7 protein-coding genes are annotated in these 21,689 nt (G+C 76.4%); 5 read left to right on the top strand and 2 right to left on the bottom strand.

Features of this window, described 5'->3' with window-relative positions:
• Positions 1 to 162: 162 nt before the first annotated feature.
• The 4 genes from ACZ55U_RS20380 (at position 163) to ACZ55U_RS20365 (ending at position 16,601) form a co-directional block, all read left to right on the top strand.
• Complete coding sequence (locus ACZ55U_RS20380; RefSeq protein ID WP_465527545.1) at positions 163 to 330, top strand: hypothetical protein; 168 nt, start codon at positions 163 to 165, stop codon at positions 328 to 330.
• A 198-nt stretch (positions 331 to 528) separates the two neighbouring features.
• Positions 529 to 1,812 (top strand): MFS transporter, encoded by a 1,284-nt coding sequence (locus tag ACZ55U_RS20375; RefSeq protein WP_465527544.1) that lies wholly within the window; start codon positions 529 to 531, stop codon positions 1,810 to 1,812.
• A 150-nt stretch (positions 1,813 to 1,962) separates the two neighbouring features.
• Positions 1,963 to 15,135 carry a MupA/Atu3671 family FMN-dependent luciferase-like monooxygenase gene (locus ACZ55U_RS20370; RefSeq protein ID WP_465527543.1) on the top strand — a complete coding sequence of 4,391 codons (13,173 nt, stop codon included), beginning with the start codon at positions 1,963 to 1,965 and terminating at the stop codon, positions 15,133 to 15,135.
• A complete protein-coding gene (locus ACZ55U_RS20365; RefSeq protein WP_465527542.1) occupies positions 15,132 to 16,601 on the top strand; it encodes a condensation domain-containing protein in 1,470 nt (489 codons plus the stop codon). Before ACZ55U_RS20370 ends, ACZ55U_RS20365 begins: the two co-directional genes overlap by 4 nt.
• Before the next feature lie 127 nt (positions 16,602 to 16,728).
• On the opposite strand, the gene ACZ55U_RS20360 is transcribed toward ACZ55U_RS20365, so the two are convergent.
• Positions 16,729 to 17,508, bottom strand: coding sequence for an SDR family NAD(P)-dependent oxidoreductase (locus tag ACZ55U_RS20360; protein ID WP_465527541.1), 780 nt, complete (start codon positions 17,506 to 17,508; stop codon positions 16,729 to 16,731).
• Positions 17,509 to 17,726: 218 nt separating this feature from the next.
• Positions 17,727 to 18,344 carry an RNA 2',3'-cyclic phosphodiesterase gene (thpR, locus tag ACZ55U_RS20355; protein ID WP_465527540.1) on the bottom strand — a complete coding sequence of 206 codons (618 nt, stop codon included), beginning with the start codon at positions 18,342 to 18,344 and terminating at the stop codon, positions 17,727 to 17,729.
• A gap of 225 nt (positions 18,345 to 18,569) precedes the next feature.
• Between thpR and ACZ55U_RS20350 the strand changes: the two genes are divergently transcribed.
• A complete protein-coding gene (locus ACZ55U_RS20350) occupies positions 18,570 to 21,650 on the top strand; it encodes a class I adenylate-forming enzyme family protein (RefSeq protein WP_465527539.1) in 3,081 nt (1,026 codons plus the stop codon).
• The last annotated feature ends 39 nt before the right edge of the window (positions 21,651 to 21,689 follow it).

The raw sequence follows: 21,689 nt of genomic DNA, 5'->3' as shown, positions 1-21,689 counted from the left end.
ACGCGACCCCGCCGGTCCGCTCCCCGACGGTCCGGCACCCCTGCTCCCGGGCCCGGCGGCCGGACGGGCACGCCAGCCGGACGGGCCCGGAACGGAAAATACCGGGCGGGGTATATTGGGAGGGTGGCCCCGCCCCTGGGGGCTTCGAGAACGGAGAACGACATGTGCCGACGAGTCGCCTGCCGCACCTGCGGGAAGCCGACCTTCGCCGGGTGCGGGATGCACGTGGAGCAGGTCCTGGCCGGGGTGCGCAAGTCCGACCGGTGCGACTGCGCCGGACAGGGCCGCACCGGCAAGGGCTGGCTCGGCCGGCTGTTCGGCCGCCGCTGACTCCCGCTCCGCACCGTCCGCCACTCTGGCCGTACGCCGCCAACCGGCCAGGGTGGCGCGAAAGATGACAGTAAGTCGGCCGAACACACGATGTTTCGGACAGGAACTGATCTCGGCATTGATCCACCACCCGGCCGCCCCTAGGTTGCAGCGCAATGTCACACTGAGCTGCCGCAGGGCGGGCCCGGGGAGAAGACGATGCCGGACACCGCGTTGGAAACACCGCACCAGACCACGGACAAGCTGCCCCGGGTGTTCTACCGGCTGGCCGCCGGCGACGCCCTCTCCACCTACGGGAGCCAGCTCGACCTGGTCGCACTGAGCCTGTTCGCCTACGAGGCCGCCGGGAACGCGCTCGGCACCGCCGGGTACCTGGTCCTGCGACTGGGCGGTGGCCTCGCCGGCGGACTGGTCGCCGGGCGTCTGGTGGCCCGGCTGGAACGGCGCCGGCTGATGACCGGCTGCGCGCTCGCCCAGGCGATCGCACTGGTCGCGGTGGCCCTCGCCCCGGCCTCCGCCCGCATTCCGGTGCTCTACCCGCTCGCCCTTGTCCTCGGCGGCGCGGCCGCGGTGTGCGCCGTCGCGCTGCGGACCAGCATCCCCGAGATGGTCGGCACCGACCGCAGGGCCCGCGCCAACAGCCTGATGGCGAGCTGCCGTTCGACCGCGATGGTGCTCGGCTTCGCCTCCGCGGGCGTGGTCGCCGCCTGGGCCGGCTTCCGGGCCGCGCTGCTCATCGACGCGGCCAGTTTCGTCCTGTTCGCGGCGCTGGTGCTCCGGCTGCCGCTGCCCACCCGGGCCGTGCCGTCCGAGGAGGCCGCGGCCCGGCCGCAGGAGCCCGCCGCCGAAGCGGACGGGCCGACGACGGGTGCGAAGCGGCGCGGGAGCCGGTGGCAGGCCCTGGTCGTGCTGCGGGCCACCCCGGTGGTGGGCGCCATGGCCGGGATCCGGCTGCTGGACGCCTTCGGCTCGGCCGCCCACAACATCAGCCTGCCCGTCTTCGCCAACCAGTCCTCCCCCGGCAACCCGGCCGCGCTGCTCGGCACCTTCTGGGCCACCTGGGCGATCGGCAACCTCGCCGCCCAGCAACTCGTGTCCCGGTTCATGCTGCGGCGGGGGATCGAGCCCGGCGAGCGCGGCTTCGCGCTGGGCACCTGCCTGATGTCCGCCTGCTTCATCCTGGCCTTCACCGGGCTCCCGACCCCGCTCTTCCTGCTGGTCGCGATCGGCGCCGGGCTCGGCGACGGCTTCACCGAGATCTCCTACACCACCCGGATCCAGGCCCTCGCCGACGAGCGGCGCGGCGAGGCCTTCGGCATCCTCACCTCCGCCGAGAACGTCGGCATGGGCACCGGGATGCTGCTGAGCGGCTCGCTGCTGGCCCTGCTCAGCCCACTGACCGTGGTCGGCGTCTCGCACTCCGTCCCGATCGTGCTGGCGCTCGGCTTCCTGGTGATGGTCGCCCGCGCCCGCCGCCGCTGAGCGCGCCCCGCCGCCGCACTTCCCCGCAACCGCACACCCCGCACCGCCGGCGCCCCCGCGCCGTGAGCACCACCGACACCTCCGCTCCCCTCCCTCACCGGGGCGGCCCACACCCGCGCCCCGGCACCGATCCGAAAGGTGCCGAACCTGATGAGCCCCACCGGTCCCGACCACGGCCGGCTGCGCGCCCTGGAAGCCCGGCTGCTGCTGCGCCCGGAGATCGCCGACTGCGCGCTGCTGCCCGTCGAGCACGCCGACGGCCGGCCCGGCCTGCTGGCCTACCTGGTACCCGCCGTCGACGGCGAGCCCGAGGCCCTGCGCCGGCTGGCCGCCGCCGCGCTGCTGGACGCCGATCCGAGCGCCGAACTGCACCTCCTGGACGGCATCGTCCGCACCCCCGACGGGGAACCCGACGCCGCCGCGCTGGCCGCGGCGCTCGGCCGGGCACCTGCCGCACCCGGCCCCGCACTGCGCCATCTGCGCGAACTCACCGACCACTGGCGCCCGTTCGGCGAGGGCTCCGCGGCGACGGGCAGCGCCCCGGCGCAACCGGCCGCCGCGCCGGAGGCCCCGGGGGCGGAGGCCGTCGGCGCCCCGCTGCCCGAGCCGGCACCGGACGCGCCGCGGACACTGCCGGAGGCGCTGCTGCGCGCCGCCGAACGGCACCCGGAGCGCGGGCTGCACCTGATCCGGGCGGGCGGCGAGGCCACCAGGCTGACGTACCCCCGACTGCTCTCCCGGGCCCGCGGGATCCTCGCCGTGCTGGCCTCCTCCGGGGTCCGGGCCGGGGACCGGGTGATCCTCCAACTCCCGGAGCCGGAGGTCTACTTCCCCGCCCTGTGGGCCTGCCTGCTGGGCGGGATGCGGCCCGTCACGGTGGCCCGCCCGCCGGACTACCACGAGCGCAACCCCGTCCTGGAGAAGCTCTGGCACGCCTGGCAGACGCTGGAGGAGCCGCCGGTGCTCGCCTGCGGTCCGGCGGTGGCGGGCCTGGAACGGCTCGGGGAGCTGTACCCGGCGCCCGGCCTGCGGGTGATCGCGGTCGACCGGCCCGCCGAGGGCGACGGCCCCGCCGCCGAGCACGCGCCCGCAGCCGGGGACGCCCCCGCACCCGAGCACGCCCCCGCGCCCGAGGACGTCGCGATCCTCCAGCTGTCCTCCGGCAGCACCGGCCGGTCCAAGGCGGTGCAGATCACCCACCGGGGCATCCTGGAGTACGTGGCCGGCGCCGTCTCGCACGGCTGCGACCCGGCCGACACGACCGTCAACTGGCTGCCCCTGGACCACGTCGCCGGCCTGCTGATGTTCCACCTGCGCGATGTGGTGCTGGCCGCCGACCAGGTGCAGATCCCCACCGAACTCGTGCTCGCCGACCCGCTGGTCTGGCTGGACGCGCTGGAGCGCTACCGGGCGGCCCACTCCTGGTCCCCCAACTTCGGCTACCGGCTGGTCGCCGAGGCCGTCCGGGCCGCCGGGCCCGGCCGCCACTGGGACCTGTCCTCCGTCAAGTCCCTGATCAACGCGGGCGAGCAGTGCACCGAGGCGGTGCTGGACGAGTTCCTGTCCGCCACCGCCCCGTTCGGCCTCCGCGCCGAGCACCTGCTGCTCGGCTGGGGCATGGCCGAGACCTGCACCGCCATCGCCTACAAGCGCTACCACGAGGCCGGCGCCCGCCGGCTGGTGCGCACCGACTCGCTGAGCGGCCGGCTGGAGCCCCTCGACCCGGACTCGGCCGAACGCGGCACCGCCTTCCTCAGCATGGGACGGCCCGCACCCGGCACCCGGATGCGGGTGGCCGACGACGCCGGACGAGCGCTGCCCGAGCACTGGGTCGGCCGCCTCCAGGTCCGCTCCGGCCGGGTGACCCCGGGGTACCTGAACAACCCGGGCGCCAACCGGGAGGCCTTCGTCGGCGACGGCTGGTTCGACACCGGGGACCTGGCCTTCCTGGCCGACGGCGAGGTGGTGCTCACCGGCCGCCGCAAGGAGATCATCATCGTCAACGGCGTGCACTACTTCTGCCACGAGCTGGAGGACGTGGTGGCCTCGGCGGCGGGGGTGCGCTCCGGACACGTCGCGGCCTTCGGGGTGCCGGACGAACGCACCGGCACCGAGCAACTGGTGATCGCCTACGTCCCGAGCGACCCGGACGCACCCGCGCCGCCGGTCGCCGCCGAGGTGCGGCAGCTGCTGGCGGCCCGCCGGCAGCCCGCGCCCGCCCTGGTGCTCCCGGTGCCGGTGGCCGACTTCCCGCGCACCACCAGCGGCAAGATCCAGCGCACCGCGCTGCGCCGCCGGCTGCTGGACGGCGAACTCGACGAGCACATCGTGGCGCTGGACCTGGCCGAGGCCAACTCCCGTACGCTGCCCGACTGCGTACGGCAGCTGCGCTGGGAGCCCCGCCCGGCGCCTCGGGTCCCGGGGGTCCCGCCGTCCGAAGAAACGATCCTGCTGCTCGGACCGGCCGGACCCGGCACCCTCACCGAGGCCCTGGCCGCCGCCCTGCCGAACGCCCTGGTGGTCGACCGGCCGCCGACCGCCGACCCCGAGGAGTGGCTGCGGGCCCTCAGGGACCGGACGGCCGACCGGCTGGTCTACCTGTGGAGCGCCACCGCCGGGGCCTCGGCGCCCGGTCCGGACCGCGAGTCGGCGCCGCGCCCGGACGAGGCCCTGCTCGCCCTGCTGCGGGCACTCCCGGCGTGGCCACCGGTCCGCGAACTGGTCACGGTCAGCGCCGGCCTGCACGCCGTCCTCCCCGATGAACTCCCCACCCCCCGCGCGGCGTTGACCGCCGCCCTGACCGCCGGGGCACGGGCCGAGCAGCTCGTCCCGGCCGCCCGGCACCTCGACCTGCCCGACGGCGCACCCACCGCCGACCAGGCCGCCGCGCTGCTCGCCCTGCTGGCCGATCCCCGCCCGGAGCCCGAGTGCGCCTGGCGCGCGGGCCGCCCGTGGGTCCCCCGGCTGGCGGCGGTCGAGGCCGTCCCCGAGCCGTCCGAGCCGGGCTGCTCGCTGCTCACCCCCGGCGCCCGCTACCTCGTCACCGGCGGCCTCGGCGGGATCGCCGCCGAACTGCTGCCCGGACTGCTGCGCGAGTACGGCTCCCGGCTGCTGATCGTCGGCCGCGGCGACCTCGACGCGCCGACCGCCGAGGCCGCCGAGCGCCGGGCCGCGCTGAGCCGACTGGCCTCCCAGGGCGGCCAGGTCACCTACCGCCAGGTGGACGTGACGGATCGCCGACGACTGGAGGAGGTGCTCGCCGAAGCCGAACGGGAGTGGCGGGCGCCGCTGGACGGCGTGCTCCACCTGGCCGGCGGCTACCGGCTCGCGCTGCTCGCCGACACCGACACCGAGGGCTGGAACGAGGCCGTCCGGGCGAAGACCGAGGGCACCGACCACCTCGTCGAGCTGGTCCGGCAGCGGCCCGGCGCTCAGCTCGTCGCCTTCTCCTCGATGATCGGCCTCCAGGAGGCGGTCGGCTCCACCGGGTACGCCGCCGCCAACCGCTACCTGGAGAGCGCCGTCGACCGGCTGCGCCGGGAGACCGGCACCCCCACCTGGACGATCTCCTGGGGCCTGTGGCGCGGGGTCGGCATGAACCGCGACACCGAGAACGAACAGGCCGCCGCCGGGCGGGGCATCGCGGTGCTGAGCGCCGCGCACGGCCGCCGGCTGGCCGCGCTGCTGCTGGCCGGCGCCCCGGGCCACCGCTACGCCGGTCCGGACCCGAGCTCCCCCGCCGCCCGGCGCCGCCTGCTCGCCACCGCGCCGCGCCCGGTGTCCGGTGCCGCCGCGCCCGAGCCGGCCGCCGCGGCACCGGACACCCGGACCGCCGCCCGGCCGGCCGCCGAGCGGCCCGCGCCGTCCGCGCTGCGCCGGCTCGTCCTGGACGCCTTCGAGTCGGTCCTCGACACCCCGCTGGACCCGGGCCGCCCGCTCGCCGAACTCGGCATCGGCTCCCTCCAGTTGATGCGGGTGCACGGCGCGCTCAGCGCCGCCCTCCCGGCGCCCCCGTCGCCCACCGAACTGTTCCGCCACGCCACGGTGGACGCCCTGGTCTCCCAGCTGGCCGCCGAGCCGGAGGCTCCCGCCGCCCCGCTCGCCTCCCCCGCCGCCGGGCCGGGCGAGGACCGCCGGGTGGCGATCGTCGGCCTCGCGCTGCGCCTGCCGGGCGCCGACAGTCCCGAGCAGTACTGGCACAACATCGTCGAGGGCGTCCGGAGCACCACCCGGTTCACCGAGGCCGAGCTGGCCGCGGCGGGGCTCCGCCCGGAGGAGTACCGCCACCCCGACTACGTACCGGTCACCGGGGCCCTGCCGGACATCGACCACTTCGACGCCGAGGCCTTCGGCATCAGCGGCACCGAGGCCGCGCTGATGGACCCCCAGCAGCGCCTGCTGCTGGAGATCTGCCGCCAGGCCCTGGAGGACGGCGGCTACGACGCACCCGACCCCGAGCGCAGGATCGGCGTCTTCGCCGGCACCGGGATGACCCTGTACGCGCTGCGCACCTACTACCAGCACACCCTGGCCGCCACCGCCGACCCGGCCGAGCCGGTGGCCGCGCTCCAGACCGCGATCGGCAACCAGGCGGACTTCGCCGCCACCCGGGTCGCCTACCGGCTGGGCCTCACCGGACCGGCCGTCGGCGTGCAGACCGCCTGCTCCACCTCCCTGGTCGCGGTGCACCTGGCGGTGCAGTCGCTGCTGGCCGGAGACTGCGAACTCGCCCTGGCCGGCGCCGCCGCCCTGCACATCCCGCAGGCCGCCGGGTACCGCTACGAGGAGGGCTCGATCCTCTCCCCCGACGGTGCCTGCCGGGCCTTCGACGCCGACGCCGGCGGCACCGTCGGCGGCAACGGCGTCGCGGCCGTCCTGCTCAAGCGCCTGGACCGCGCGCTGGCGGACGGCGACACCGTGCACGGGGTGATCCTCGGCTCGGCCGTCAACAACGACGGCGGGCGGAAGGTCGGCTACACCGCGCCCAGCGTGGACGGCCAGGCGGCGGTGGTCGGCCGGGCCCTGGACCTGGCCGGGGTGCCGGCCGAGAGCATCGGCTACATCGAGGCGCACGGCACCGGCACCCCGCTCGGCGACCCGATCGAGTTCCGGGCACTGGAGCAGGCCTTCCGCGCCCGGACCGACGCCGCCGAGTTCTGCTCGCTCGGCTCGGTGAAGCCCAACATCGGCCACCTGGACACCTGCGCCGGGATGGCGGGCCTGATCAAGGCGCTGCTGGTGCTGCGGCACGGCACCATCCCGCCGCTGGTGAACTTCACCCGCCCCAACCCGGCCCTGGAGCCGGCCGGCAGCCCCTTCCGGCTCTCCGCCGAACGCCGGGACTGGCCGCAGGGCCCCACCCCCCGCCGCGCCGGGGTCAGCGCGCTCGGCGTCGGCGGCACCAACGCCCACCTGGTGCTGGAGCAGGCCCCGCCGCTCCCCGAGCCGGCCGCCGAACCCCGGCCGGCCCCGACCGTGCTGCCGCTCTCGGCCCGCACCGCCCAGGGCCTGACCGAGCTGGCCGAACGGCTGCGCGACCGGCTCGCCGCCGCACCGGCACCCGCGCCCGGCGACCTGCCGCTCACCCTCGGCGGCGGCCGGCGCCCGCTGCGACACCGGCTGGCCGTCACCGGCGCCGACCCGGCCGCCCTGGTCAAGGCCCTGGACGCCTTCCTCGCGGGACGGCCCACCGCCGCCGCGGCCCACCACGAGGCCGGGCGCGGCGAGGCCCGGCCGGTGCTGCTCTTCACCGGCCAGGGCTCCCAGTACCGGGGCATGGCCGCCGAGCTGTACCAGGCCTTCCCGGGCTTCCGCGCCGTCCTCGACACCTGCGACCGGCTGCACCGGGAGAACTGGGACGAGCCGCTGCTGCCCCTGCTGCTCGACCCCGCGCCCCGGGGCACCGAGGACACCTGGACCACCGAGGCGGCGCAGCCCGCCCTGTTCGCCCTCCAGGCCGCCTACCTGCGGCTCTGGCAGGACCTCGGGGTCCGGCCGGCCGCCGTCGCCGGGCACAGCGCCGGGGAGTACGCGGCCTTCCACGCGGCCGGGGCACTCGACCTGGCCGACGGGATGTTCCTCACCGCGCTGCGCGGACGGCTGATGCACCGGCTCACCGGCCCGGGCGCCATGACGGTCGTCCCGGCCGGCCTCGACCGGCTGGCCGGGCTCCTCGACGGGCTGCCCGGCGTGGAGGTGGCCGTGGTCAACGGCCGGGGCCAGTGCGTGCTGGCCGGGCCGCCGTCCGGGATCGCCGCCGCCGAGGCCGCCCTGGCCGCCGAGGGGCTGGCCACCGAACGGACGGCCACCGACCGGGCGTTCCACTCCAGCCTGCTCGACCCGGTGCTCGGCCCGTTCCGCGACCAGCTGGCCCGGCTGCGGCTGCGGCCGCTGACCGTACCGCTGGTCAGCAACCTCGGCGGCGAGGTGCTGGCGCCGGGGACCGTCCCGACGCCCGGGTACTTCGTCCGCCAGACCCGGGAGACCGCCCGGTTCGACCTCGTCCTCGCGGCGCTGGACGGGCAGGGCCACGAGCTCTTCCTGGAGGTCGGCCCGCACCCGACGCTGACCGGTCTGGGCCGCCGGGAGCTGCCGCACCGCCACTTCGTGCCCGGCGGGCGGCGCGGTGCCTCGCCCGAGCAGCGGTTCGACGCCGCCGCGGCCGAACTCTGGGTGCGCGGCGTGCCGCTCAACTGGGCCCGCTTCGCCGCCGCCCGGGACTGGCCGGACGGACCGGCCCGCCGCGTTCCCCTGCCCACCACCGTCTTCCAGCGCCGCCGCCACTGGTTCACCGCCCCCGCCCGGCCGACCACCGAGGACCCCGCCATGCGTCAGGAACCGCCCCAGCAGCAGCACGCCCCGGCCGCCGAGCCGACCCCGGGGCCCGGCCCGGAGGAACTGGCCGAGCAGGCCGTCCTGCGGCAGGTCGTCGAGCGGACGGCCCGCCAGCTCGGCTACGACGAGGCCGCGGTCGGCGTGGACGAGCCGTTCTTCGACCTGGGCGCCGACTCGCTCTCGATGATCAACATGATCCGGGACCTGGAGCGGGCGTTCCGGGTGCGGCTGTCGATGCGCGAGCTGTTCGAGGCGGCGGACACCCCGGCCCGGCTGGCCGGGCTGATCGCCTCCCGGCTGGATCCGGCGGTGCTGGCCACGCTGCTGCCGGCCGCCGAGCCGGAGCCGGTGGCGGCGCCCGAGGGCGCGCCGGTGGCGGTGGCGGTGGTGGCGGAATCCGAGCCCGTGGCCGCGGCGCCCGTCCAGGCCGCCCCGGCTCCCGTCCACGTCCAAGCCGTCCAAGCCGTCCAAGCCGTCCCGGCCACGCCGCCCGCCCCCGCCGCCCAGGCCCCGGCGCCCCTGCCCGGGCACCCCGCGCCGGCCGTCCCGCAGGCCCCGGCCGCGCTGCCACCGGTGGCGGACGGCAACACCGGCCTGATCGAGCGGCAGCTCGCACTGCTCGGCCAGTTCTCCGACCTGATGCGCGACCAGCTCGGCCTGCTGGCCGGCACCGCCGCCGTGCCCGCCCTCCCCCCGGCGGCCTCGCCCACGGTGCTCCCCCCGGCGGCCGCTCCGGTCGCCACCCCGGCCCCGGCGCCCGCCGCGGCACCCGTGCCCGCCCCAGCACCCGTGCCCACCGCGGCACCTGCCGCCCCGCAGGTGCACGGCCCCCGGGTGACCGTCCCCCGCGAGTCCGGCATGGCCGCCGGCGGCCTGACCGAGCAGCAGCGCGCCCACGTGGACGAGCTGGTCGCCCGCTTCACCGCCCGCACCACCACCTCCAAGGCGATCACCCGCCGCCACCGCCGCACCCTCGCGGACAGCCGCGCCGTGGTCGGCTTCCGCTCCGGGACCAAGGAGATGCTCTACCCCCTCGCCGCCCGCCGGGCCCGGGGCTCCCGGCTGGAGGACGTCGACGGCAACCCGTACGTCGACATCACCATGGGCTTCGGCGTCCTGCTCTTCGGCCACGATCCGGAGTTCGTCACCGAGGCCGTCCGCGAGCACCTGGCCTCCGGACTGCGGCTGGGCCCGCGCGGTCCGGAGACGGGCGAAGCCGCCGAGCTGCTGGCCGAGCTGACCGGCACCGAGCGGGTCGCGTTCGCCAACTCCGGCACCGAGGCGAACGCCGGGGCGATCCGGCTGGCCCGGGCGCACACCGGCCGGGACAAGATCGTCATGTTCGAGGGCTCCTACCACGGCCACTTCGACCACACCCTGGGCCGGACGCTGGGCCACGGCGCCGACCGGGAGACCGTCCCGGTGTCCATCGGCATCCCCGGCAGCGCGGTCGCGGACCTGCTGGTGCTGCGGTACGGCGATCCGGAGAGCCTCCGGGTCATCGAGGAGCACGGCGACCGGATCGCCGCCGTCCTGGTGGAGCCGGTGCAGAGCCGCCACCCCGGGCGCCGGCCCGTCGACTTCGTCCGCTCGCTGCGCGAACTGACCACCCGGCTCGGCATCGTGCTGGTCTTCGACCAGATGCTCACCGGCTTCCGCCCCCACCTGCGCGGCGCCGAGGGCTTCTGGGGCGTCACCCCGGACGTGTCCACCTACGGCAAGGTGCTCGGCGGCGGCTACCCGATCGGCGCGATCGCCGGGCGTGCCGACATCCTGGACGGGATCGACGGCGGGCACTGGGACTACGGGGACGACAGCTATCCGCCCAAGGACACCACCTTCTTCGGCGGCACCTACATCCAGCACCCGCTGGCGATGACCGCCGCGGGAGCGGTGCTGCGCCACCTCAAGGCCGCCGGCCCCGGCCTCCAGGAGCGGCTGAACGCCCGCACCGACGAGCTGGCGGCCACCCTCAACGGGTTCTTCGAGGAGGAGGAGTTCCCGCTGCGGCTGGCCCACTTCGGCTCGCTCTTCCGCTTCGAGCCCCGGGCCGACATGGAACTGCTCTTCCCCCACCTGCTGACCCGCGGGGTCTACGTGTGGGAGTGGCGCAACTTCTTCCTCTCCACCGCCCACACCGACGGCGACGTGGAGTTCGTGATCGACGCCGTCCGGGAGTCGCTGCGCGACCTGCGGCGCGGCGGCTTCTTCCCGGCCCCGCCCGGCGTCCGGCTGCCCGAGCCCCGGCCCGCCGCCCAGCTCCCCGCACCGGCCGGGGAGGTCCGCACCGAGGCCGCCCCGACCGCGTACCGGCCGGTCAGCGACCCCCAGCGCCCGGTCGACTTCAGCCTCTACTTCTTCGGCGACTACCCCCTGGACTCCCCGGAGGACGAGAAGTACCGGATCGTCCTGGAGAGCGCCCGCTTCGCCGACCGGCACGACTTCCACTCCGTCTGGCTGCCCGAACGCCACTTCCACTCCTTCGGCGGCATCTTCCCCAACCCCTCGGTGCTCGCCGCCGCCCTGGCCCGGGAGACCAGCCGCATCCGGCTGAACGCGGGCTGCGCGGTGCTGCCGCTGCACCACCCGGTGCGGGTCGCCGAGGAGTGGTCGGTGGTCGACAACCTCTCCGGCGGCCGGGTCGGCCTGGGCTGCGCCAGCGGCTGGCACCCCAACGACTTCCTGTTCTTCCCCGAGCACTACGGCAGCCACAAGGAGCTGATGCACCGGCAGGTCGACACCGTCCGGGCGCTGTGGCGCGGCGAGGCGTACCGGGGCCGCAACGGCAACGGCGAGCCGATCGAGGTGCGCCTCCACCCGCGCCCGCTCCAGGAGCTGCCGCCGATGTTCACCGCGATCGTCGGCAACCCGGACAGCTTCCGCGAGGCGGCCCGGCACGACCTCGGCGTCATCACCAACCTGATGACCCAGGACGTCGCGCAGCTGGCCGAGAACGTCGCGCTCTACCGGCGCACCCGGGCCGAGCACGGCCTCGACCCGGAGGCCGGCCGGGTGGTCGTGCTGGTCCACACCTACCTGGGCACCGACCTGGCCACCGCGCGCGAGCAGGCCTACCGCCCGTTCTGCCACTACCTGCGCTCCTCGCTCTCGCTGTTCGGGCAGATGGCCAACAGCCTGGGCCTGACCCTCGACTACGAGAACGCCCGCGAGGAGGACCTGGAGTTCGTGCTGGAGCGCGCGTACGAGCGCTACTGCGCCTCCCGCGCGCTGATCGGCACCCCGGAGAGCGTCCGGGGGGTGCTGTCCGAGCTGCGGGCGGCCGGCGCCGACGAGATCGCCGCCTTCGTGGACTTCGGGCTCTCCCCCGAGCTGGTCGCGGCCGGCCTGCCCCAGCTCGACGCCCTGCGCCGGGACACCCTGCGCGGCGCCCCGCTGTCCTACGCCCAGCAGCGGATGTGGTTCCTGCACCGGATGCTGCCGGACGGCGGCCAGTACAACGAGGTCAAGGCGATCGCCCTGGACGGCCCGCTCGACCCGGAAGCGCTGGACGGCGCGCTGCGCCTGCTGGTCGAACGCCACGTCGCGCTGCGCAGCGTCTTCCGGGAGCAGGACGGCGAACCGTTCCAGCAGGTGCTGGCGCCGCCCACCGGCCCGGTCCTCCAGCGGGTCACGGCCGACGGGGACTCACCGGACGCCGTCGCCGACCTGGTCGCCGCCGAGGGCGCGCACCGCTTCGACCTGGCCGAGGGCCCGCTGTTCCGGGCGCTGCTGCTGGAGCAGGCCGCCGACCGGCACGTCCTGGTGCTGTCGATGCACCACATCGTGATCGACACCCTGTCCACCGTGGTGATCACCCGGGAGCTGGGCGAGCTGTACCTGGCCGCCCGGGAGGGCCGACCCGCCCGGCTGCCGCTGCTCACCACCGCCCCGGCCGCCGAGGCCGCCCGGGAGCGGGCCCGGGTGGCCGCCGGCGAGTACGAGGAGAGCCTCGCCCACTGGCGCAAGGTGTTCGGCGGCGGCGACCTGCCGGTGCTGGCGCTGCCCACCGACCGGCCGCGCCCGGCCGTGCCGGACGGCCGGGGACGCGCCTTCGTCCACCACCTGCCCGCCGAACTCGCCGACGGCCTGCGCGAGTTGGCCAGGAGCCAGCGCTCGACCCTGTTCATGGTGCTGCTGACCGCCTTCGCCGGCGTCCTCCAGCGCTACGCGGGCCAGGACGAGATCGTGCTGGGCACCCCGGTGGCCAACCGGGCCGAGGGCACCGAGGACCTGGTCGGCTTCTTCGTCAACACCCTGGCGCTGCGCCTGGACCTGTCCGGAGAGCCGGACTTCGCCGAGGCGCTGGCCCGGGTCCGCTCCACCGCGCTGGACGCCTACGAGCACCAGGAGCTGCCCTTCGAGGTCCTGGTGCAGGAGCTGAACCCGCCGCGCGACACCAGCCGCAACCCGCTGTTCCAGGTGCTGGTCGAGTTCGAGAACCACGCCGTCTTCGAGCTGGACCTGCCCGGGGTGACGGCCCGCCCGCTGGACCACGTCGCGGACCGCTCCGCCTTCGACCTGACGCTCTTCCTGACCAGCCTGCCCGACGGCATCCGCTGCCACGTCGAGTACGCCGAGGCGCTGTTCGACCGGGCCACCGTCGACCGGCTGGTCGACGCGTTCCAGCGGCTGCTCGCCGCCGCGGTCGCCGACCCGCGGCGCCCGCTCGCCGAGCTCACCGCCGTACCCGCCGCCGAGGCCGACACCGCGCTGGAGTGCGGACCGGAGGCCATCCAGGACCCGCCGCACCCGCTGGCCACCATCGCCGCGACCGCGGCCGAGCGGCCCGGGCAGGCCGCGGTGGTCGCCGCCGACGGCACCGAGACGGACTACCGGACGCTGCTGGCCCGGGTCGAGGACCTGGCCCGCCGGCTGCTGGCCGCCGGCGTCCGCGAGGGCGACCGGGTGGGCGTGCTGCTGCCCCGCTCGGTGGACCAGGTGGCCGCCATGCTGGCCGTCCTGCGCCTCGGCGCCGTCCACCTGCCGATCGACCTGCTCCAGGGACCGGAGCGCTGCCGGCTGATCGTCGAGGACGCCGGACCCGCCGTCCTGGTCACCGCCTCGGACGAAGCCCCGGCGGCCCTCGGCCTGACCGTCCCCACGGTGCTCACCGGCGCCGCCCCGGCCGCCGCCGAGCCGGTCGAGCTGCCCCCGTTGCCCGTCCCCTCGCCGCGGGCGCCCGGGTACCTGCTGTACACCTCCGGATCCACCGGCCGCCCCAAGGGCGTGCTGATGCACTCCCTGGGCGTGGCCCACCTCGCGGCCTGGAACACCGCCGCCCACCCCGCCGCCCGTACCCTCCAGTACGCCTCCTGCGGATTCGACGTCAGCATCCAGGAGGTCCTGGCCACACTGGGCGCGGGCGGCACCCTGCTGCTGATCGACGAGGAGACCCGCTACGACGCCCGGGCGCTGGCCGCCGTGGTCCGGGCCACCCGGGCCGAACGGGTCTACCTGCCGTACACGCCGCTGGCCGCCCTGGTCGACGCCCTCGGCGAGGAGCCGGTGCCGCACCTGCGGGAGATGGTCTCGGGCGGCGAGCAGGTGCTGGTCACCCCCGGCCTGCGGACCTTCCTGCACCGCAACCCCGGGTGCCGGCTGATCAACGAGTACGGCCCGACCGAGACCCACGGCCTGACGGTCTGCGAGGTCGACCCGGACGGCCCCGAGCACGCGCCGGTCGGCCGTCCGGGCGTGGGCGTCCGGATCGTGCTGCTGGACGCCGCCGGACGCCGGGTGCCGCCGGGCGCGGTCGGCGAGATCCACGCGCTGGGCGTCCAGGTCGGCATCGGCTACCTCAACCGCGAGCAGGAGACCGCCGCCCGCTTCGTCGACACCCCCGACGGCCGCTGCTACCGCACCGGCGACCTCGGCCGGTGGCGGCCGGACGGCCTGCTGGAGTACCTCGGCCGGGCCGACCGCCAGGTCAAGATCCGCGGCTACCGGGTCGAGCCGGGCGAGATCGAGACGGTGCTGCGCGGCATCCCCGGGGTGGCCTCGGCGGTGGTGACGGCGCGCCGGACCGCGGCGGGCACGGCGCTCGCCGGGTACGTCGGCTGCCCGGCCGCCGAACTGCCCCGGATCGCCGACCGGCTGGCCGACCTGCTGCCCGACTACCTGGTGCCCTCCCTCTGGGCCACCGTCGACACCCTGCCGTTCACCACGAACGGCAAGCTGGACACCGCCGCCCTGCCCGAGCCCCGGCCGCTCGGCGCCGACCGGCCGCAGGCCGCGCCGGCCACCGACCTGGAGCGCACCGTGCAACGGCTCTGGGAGGAGGAACTCGGCCGCCCGGCCGGGGTGGAGACCTCCTTCTTCGACCTGGGCGGGCACTCGCTGGCCGCCACCCGGCTGCTGAACCGGGTCCGCGAGGCGACCGGGCTGCGCATCGGCGTGCTGGACTTCTTCCGCCGCCCGACCATCCGCGCGATGGCCGCCCACCGGCCCGCCGCCGAGCAGGCCCCGGCCTACGAGGAGGGCACCCTGTGAGCACGGCCGAGAAGGAGTGGGCCCGGCTCCTCGAACTGCTCGACGAGCGCGAGATCGTGCTGCGCACCACCGGCGAGCGGCTCGGCTACCTGGCCCCCGCGGGGGCGATGGACGAGGAGGTCACCGGCCTGGTCCGGGCCCACCGCGAGCGGCTGCTGTCCACCCTGACCGGTGCCGGGGCCGCCCTGGCCGCCGCGCCGGCCGGGGTGGCGCAGCACCGGATGCACGGCGCCCACGCCGCGTCGGCCGACCCGGCGGTGTGGAACATCACCGAGCGGATCACCCTGCGCGGACCGCTGGAGCCCGGGCGGCTGGCGGACGCCCTGACGGCGCTGACCGAGCGCCACGAGAGCCTGCGGACCCGGTTCGCGGACACCGCGCTCGGGGTGCTCCAGCAGGTGCTGCCGAACACCCCCGTCGAGCTCCCGGTCGAGGACCTGCGGGCGCTCGACCCCGCCGGGCGGGCGGCGGCCCTGGCCGCCGCCACCGACGCCGAGATCCGCCGCCCCTTCGACCTCGCCGCGCCGCCGCTGCTGCGCGCCCGGCTGCTGCGGTCGGCGGAGCGGGAATGGGTGCTGCTGCTGACCATCCACCACATCGCGGTCGACGGCTGGTCCCTGGCCACCGTGCTGGACGACCTGGGCGCGCTCTACCGCACCGGCGGGCCGCTGCCCGACGATCCCGGCCGGATGACCGACCACGCCTGCTGGGAGCGGACGGTGGTCACCCGGGCCACCGTCGAGGCGTGCGCCGACCACTGGGCCGAGGTCCTCGGCGGCGCCCCGCTCTCGGTGGACCTGCCCACCGACCGGCCCCGCCCCGAGCGGCGCTCCGGGCGCGGTGAGACCCTCGGGTTCCGCGTCCCGGCGGCCGTCGCCGAGGCGGTCGGCCGGTACGCCGCCGCGCACTCCACCACCGCCTCCGCCGTCCTGCTGGCCGCGCTCGCCCGGCTGCTCGGCTCGCTCAGCGGGGCGCCGCGGGTGCTGATCCTGCTCTCCAACGCCAACCGCACCCGGCCGGCCGACGAGAAGGTGGTCGGACTGCTCACCAACGGCCTGCCGATCCTGGTGCCGACCGGGGGCGAAGGCGGGTTCGGGGCGCTGGTGGACACCGCCGCCGAGACGATCGCCTCCGCCCTCGACCACGGGGTGACGCCGTTCCGGATGCTGGTCGAGCCGCTGCGAACGCGCGGCGTCGTCCTGCCCGCCTCGTACCCGCAGGTCATGCTCGCCGTCCAGAGCACCCCGCCCATCGCCCTCGACCTGCCCGGCCTGACCGCCGAGATCGAGGACCTCCCGGGCCCCTCCACCCGCGCCGACTGCTCGTTCGGCCTCACCCCGGACGGGGACGGCTACGCGGGCCAGGTCGAGTACGACGCCGACCTGTTCGACCCCGGCACGATCCGGGGCTGGCTGGACTCCCTGGTGGCGGACCTGGCGGCACAGTTGGAGGTGCCGCTGCCCTGACACCCGTGGGGCCCGGCGGTCGGCACCCCGACCGCCGGGCCCCGCCCGCGTCCGCGGTGGCGAGGGGGCGTGGGAGGACGGGGGTGTGCCGCTCACCGTCTCCCGCGCCGCCCGCGGCCCGTCGCGGTCACACGGGCGGGATCGGGCCGAGGTAGGTGCCGCCGGAGGCGTCGATCGCCTGACCGGTCACCCAGCGGCCCCGCGGCCCCGCCAGGAAGCCCACGACGTCCGCGACGTCCTCCGGCAGGCCGACCCGGCCCAGGGCGGTGATCGACTCCACCCAGGCCGTGGTCTCCGGGCCGCCGATCCACGGGGACGTCATGTCGGTGACGATCACCCCGGGGTTGACGGTGTTGACGGTGATCCCGCGCCGGCCGAACTCGTTGGCGAGCGGGGCGGCGAGGGCCGTCAGCGCCGTCTTGCTGACGGCGTAGCCGATCTGGACGGGCGCGCCGATCCGGGCGGCCGTCGAGGCCACGTTCACGATCCGCCCGCCGTCCCGCAGCAGCGGCAGGGCGCGCTGGATCAGGAAGAGCGGGGTGCGCACGTTGATCGCCATCACCCGGTCGAACTCCTCCTCGGTGATCTGCCCGATCGAGGCCATCAGGTGGATGCCCGCGTTGTTGACCAGGACGTCCAGGCCGTCCTCGCCGTGCTCCGCGAGCCCGGCCGTGAGGCCCTCGACCAGCCGGTCCAGCGCGCCGTCCTCGCCGAACCGGGCCCGCACCGCGAACGCCCGGCCGCCGGACTCGGCGATGCGGTCCACGGTCTGCGCGGCGGCCTCCTCGTTGCCGCCGTAGTGCACGGCGACCAGCGCCCCGTCGGCGGCGAGCCGCTGCGCGACCGCCCGCCCGATCCCGCGCGAGCCGCCCGTCACCAGTGCCGTCCTGCCGTCCAGTTCACCCATGGCGGAGCACTCCCCTTCTGTCGCCCCGGCCGGTTCCGGGGCGGTTCCAGGCCGTCGCGACCCGGTGCCGGACGGGCCCTCAGTCATGTACATGCCCGCGCTGGGCGACCTCGGACCGCGCGGACGGCCGGTTGGCCTGTATACGACCTCCTGGCCCGAACAGCGGCACGACGGCGGCTCTCCAGCCCCCGTGGCCCCAGCAGGCGCCCGCCGGTGGGCTACGAACCGGTGGGGGCGCCGCCGTCGAGGGCCCGGAGCGCGTCGCCGAAGCGCCATGCCGCGATGTCGCGGTAGTGGATCGGCCCGGGGCCCCGGCCGATGTTGCTGCCGACCAGGTGGAGGCGTTCGGTCCGCCAGAGGCCGCCCGTGAACCCGGTGAGCCCGGCCGCGGCCAGCGGGACGCTGACGGAGTCGTCGCGGCGGGAGCGCGCCAGCGTCAGGTGCGGGCGCAGCGGCCGCTCCCTGAACTCGATTCCGCAGGAGCGGACCAGGCGCCGGACGTCGGCGGCGAGCCGGTGCAGTTGCTCCAGGTCCCCGTCGATCCCGGTCCACAGCAGTCGCTGGTCGAAGTGGCCGCCGCCCCGCAGGGCCAGGTGCAGGGCGGGGTGCGACCCGGCCCGGTCGGCCAGCGCCTCGCGCAGCGGGGGCACCGCCGTGGACGGCTGTTCGCCGAGGAAGGCCAGGGTGATGTGCCAGTCCTCGATCCGGTTCCACCGCAGCCGCGGGTACCTGGCGTAGGCGGGCTCCAGGGCCCGGGCCAGTTCGTCCTTGGCCTCGTCGGGCGGAGCCAGGGCCACGAAGATCCGCCGGGTCGGGGGTTCGGTGTGATCGTCCACGAGGGGAGGCTAGCCGAGGGCGGGCCTCGGGGTGCCCGGCCCGGTGCCCACCGGTGGCAGCGCCCGTGTGCGGCCACCCCGCCGAGCAGCTCACCGGGCCCGTGCGGTACGGCTCATGACGATCCGTGGACGGATCTGGCGCCTTCCTTCACCGTTCCGCTACGGTCTGGACCAATCAGCGGCCGATCTTCCTCCGGTGCCGCTCCGCCGCGCTCCGAAAGCCCCTTGGGAGTCGTCATCAGCGCCCAGCCCGCCTCCGTCCCGCTCACGCTCCCCGCGCTCCTGGACCACCGGGCGGCGCTCCATCCCGACCGCACCGCCCTGCTCGTACCGGGCGGCGGGAGCCTCACCTACGGCCGGTGGCGCGAGCGCGCGGTGCGGGCCGCGCACGGGCTGGCCCGGGCGGGGGTCCGGCCGGGGGACACGGTGGCGCTGCTGTTCACCAACCGGGAGTGGGACGAGTACGCGGTGGCGTTCCTGGCGGCCCACTACGCGGGCGCGGCCGGGCTGGTGATCCGCGAGGACCTGGGCCCGGCCGACGTGGCGCGGCTCGTCGAGGTGGCCGGAGCGAGCCTGGCGATCGCCGGGAGCGGCCCGCGCACCGAGCTGCCCGGCTACCGGCTGGAGCGGCTGGAGGAGTCGGACGAGCCTGGCGGCCGGGGCGGCGAGGAGCCGCCGCACCGGGTCGGCCCCGGGGACCCGGCCCAGGTCATCGGGACCTCCGGGACGACCGGCACCCCGAAGGGCGTCCGGGCCGCGCACGCGAGCCTGACCGCCGGACTGGTCCTCGACCCCCGCCCCCGCCCGTACGCGCACTCCCGGCACGCGGTGCACGCCTTCCCGATCGGGACCAACGCCGCCCAGGCGGTCCTGGTGAACGCCCTGACCGCGCAGCCCACGACGGTCTGCCTGCCGCGCTTCGACGCGGAGGAGTTCGGGCGGGTGGTCGAGGAGTTCGGCGCGGGCACGGTCTTCCTGGTGCCGTCGATGGCGGTGGAGCTGCTGAACTCCGGGATCGCCGAACGCCGGGACCTCGGCAGCGTCCTGCTGGTCGGCTCGACCGCCGCCGCGCTCCCGCCGGCCGTCGCCGCCGGGCTGTCCGCCGCGCTGCCGAAGGCGACGGTCGTCAACACCTACACCTCGGCCGAGGCGTCCCCCGCCCAGATATCCGCGATCGTGGACCCGGGCCGCCCGGGATCGGTGGGCCGCCCGACCGACCCGGCGGACCTGCGGATCCTGGACGACGCCGGGGAGCCGGTGGAGCCCGGCGCGACCGGTGAGATCTGGCTGCGCCAGCCCGGCCCGCCGCGCGAGTACGTCGGCGCGGCCTCCGGCTCCGTCTTCCGCGACGGCTGGGTGCGCATGGGCGACCTGGGCCGGCTGGACGGGGACGGCTACCTCCACCTGGTCGACCGGGAGAGCGACATCGTCAAGTCCGGTGCGCTGAAGGTCTCGACGCTGCGGATCGAGGCGGTGCTGCACGAGCACCCGCAGGTCGCCGACGCGGCCGCGCTCGGCCTGCCGCACCCGGTGATGGGCCAGGTGCCGGTGGCCGCGGTGGTTCCGCTGCCGGGCGGGATCGACCTCGACGGCCTGCGGCTGTTCCTGAGCGAGCGGCTGGCCCGGCCCGAACTGCCGGTCCGCGTCCTGGTGGTGGACTCCCTGCCGCGCAACCCCAGCGGCAAGGTGGTCAAGCACCGGCTCCGGACCGCGTTCGACGAGCCCGCCCCGGCGGTCGGGCGGGCCCCGGAGACGGAGCGCGAACTCGCCCTGGCCGGCCTGTGGAAGACCGTGCTGGGGCGGCCGGTCCGCGCGGTGGAGGACGAGTTCTTCGCACTCGGCGGGGACTCGTTCCGCGCCGTCCAGCTGGCCGCCGCGATCTCCGCCGAGTTCGGCGTGGCGGCGCGCACCGCGCTGGTCTTCGAGCGCCCCTCGCTCCGCGCCCAGGCGGCCTGGCTGGAGCGGGCCGGGAACTCCCCGGCCGGGCCCGCGGACCGGCCCGGCGCCGAGGTGTCGGACTTCCTCCGCTCCCTGCGCGCCCAGCCGCACGACCTGCCGCTCACCTCGCAGCAGGAGAACTTCCTGCGCTGGATGGCCGAGGCGCCGGGCCGCAACGTCGGCTCGGTGGCCGTGATGTTCCGGGTGACCGAGGACCTGCGGACGGACGTGCTGGCCGACGCCCTGCACGAGGCGATCCGCCGCCACCCCGCGCTGCGGACCGGGTTCGTCCCGGTGCCCGACGCCGAACCCGGGGTGCTGCGGGCCGTCCTGCACGACGAGCCGCGCGCGGACGTGGTGCTGGTGCGGGCGCCCGGCGACAGCGACGAGGAGGTGTCGGCCCGGCTGGTCGCCGTCCGCGACCGGCCGACGGACCTCGCGTCGGACCCGATGACCAGGCTGGCCGTGGTGAGCCGGGGGCCCGGGGACCACGTCGTCCTGCTGGCCGTCCACCACCTCGTCAGCGACGGCTGGTCGCTCGGCCTGCTGCTGCGCGACCTGGGGGTGCTGTACTCGGCGCTGGGCAACGGCCGCCGGGGGCCGGCGGCCCGGCCCGGACCGGAGTACCGGGAGCTGGTGGAGTGGTCGAACGCCCACTGGCCGGCGTCCCGGACGCACTTCGCGGCGGCGCTCGCGGACGCGCCCGAGGCGATCGACCCCTTCCCCGGGCGCCGCCACACCGAGGTGGTGCTGAGCGCCGCCCACGCCTTCACGGTGCCCGCGCGGGGGGCGGACGCGCTGCGGGCCAGGGCGGCGGAGCTGGGGGCGACCCCGTTCCTCGCGGTGGCGGCGCTCTGGAGCGGCCTGCTGGCCGCCCGCAGCGGCCGGGAGGACCTCGTCCTGATGACGCCGGTGCCCGGCCGGACCCGGCCGGAGGCGGAACGGGCCGTCGGCTGCTTCGTCCAGTCGCTGCTGGTGCGGGTGGACGCCTCGGGCGCGCCCGGCTTCGCCGAACTGCTCGACCGCGTCCGCTCCGCCGCCACCGCCGCGCTCGACCACCAGCTGTACCCGTTCGCGGAGTTCAGCCCGCGGGTGCCGTTCGCGGCCTGGCTGAGGTACGAGAGCTGGAGCGCGCCGGCCCAGCTGCCGGGGGTGGCCTGCGCCGCCTGGGAGCTGCCGCGCAACGCCACCGTGCCGTACCCGCTGCCCGGCGGCGACCGGCACGTCCCGGAGCTCGCGGTCACCGAGCAGCCGGACGGCGAACTGCGCTGCTGGCTGCGGTACAACGAGCACGCCTTCGACGCGGGGACGATGGCGGCGCTGGCCGAGGACCTCACCGCCGCGCTGGCGGCGGCCGTCGGCGGCTGACGCGGACGCGCCGGGGCCCGGCCACCGCGTGCCGCGGAG

Source organism: Kitasatospora sp. NPDC034533, assembly GCF_055575155.1.
This window is presented reverse-complemented; position numbering and strand designations above follow the sequence as displayed.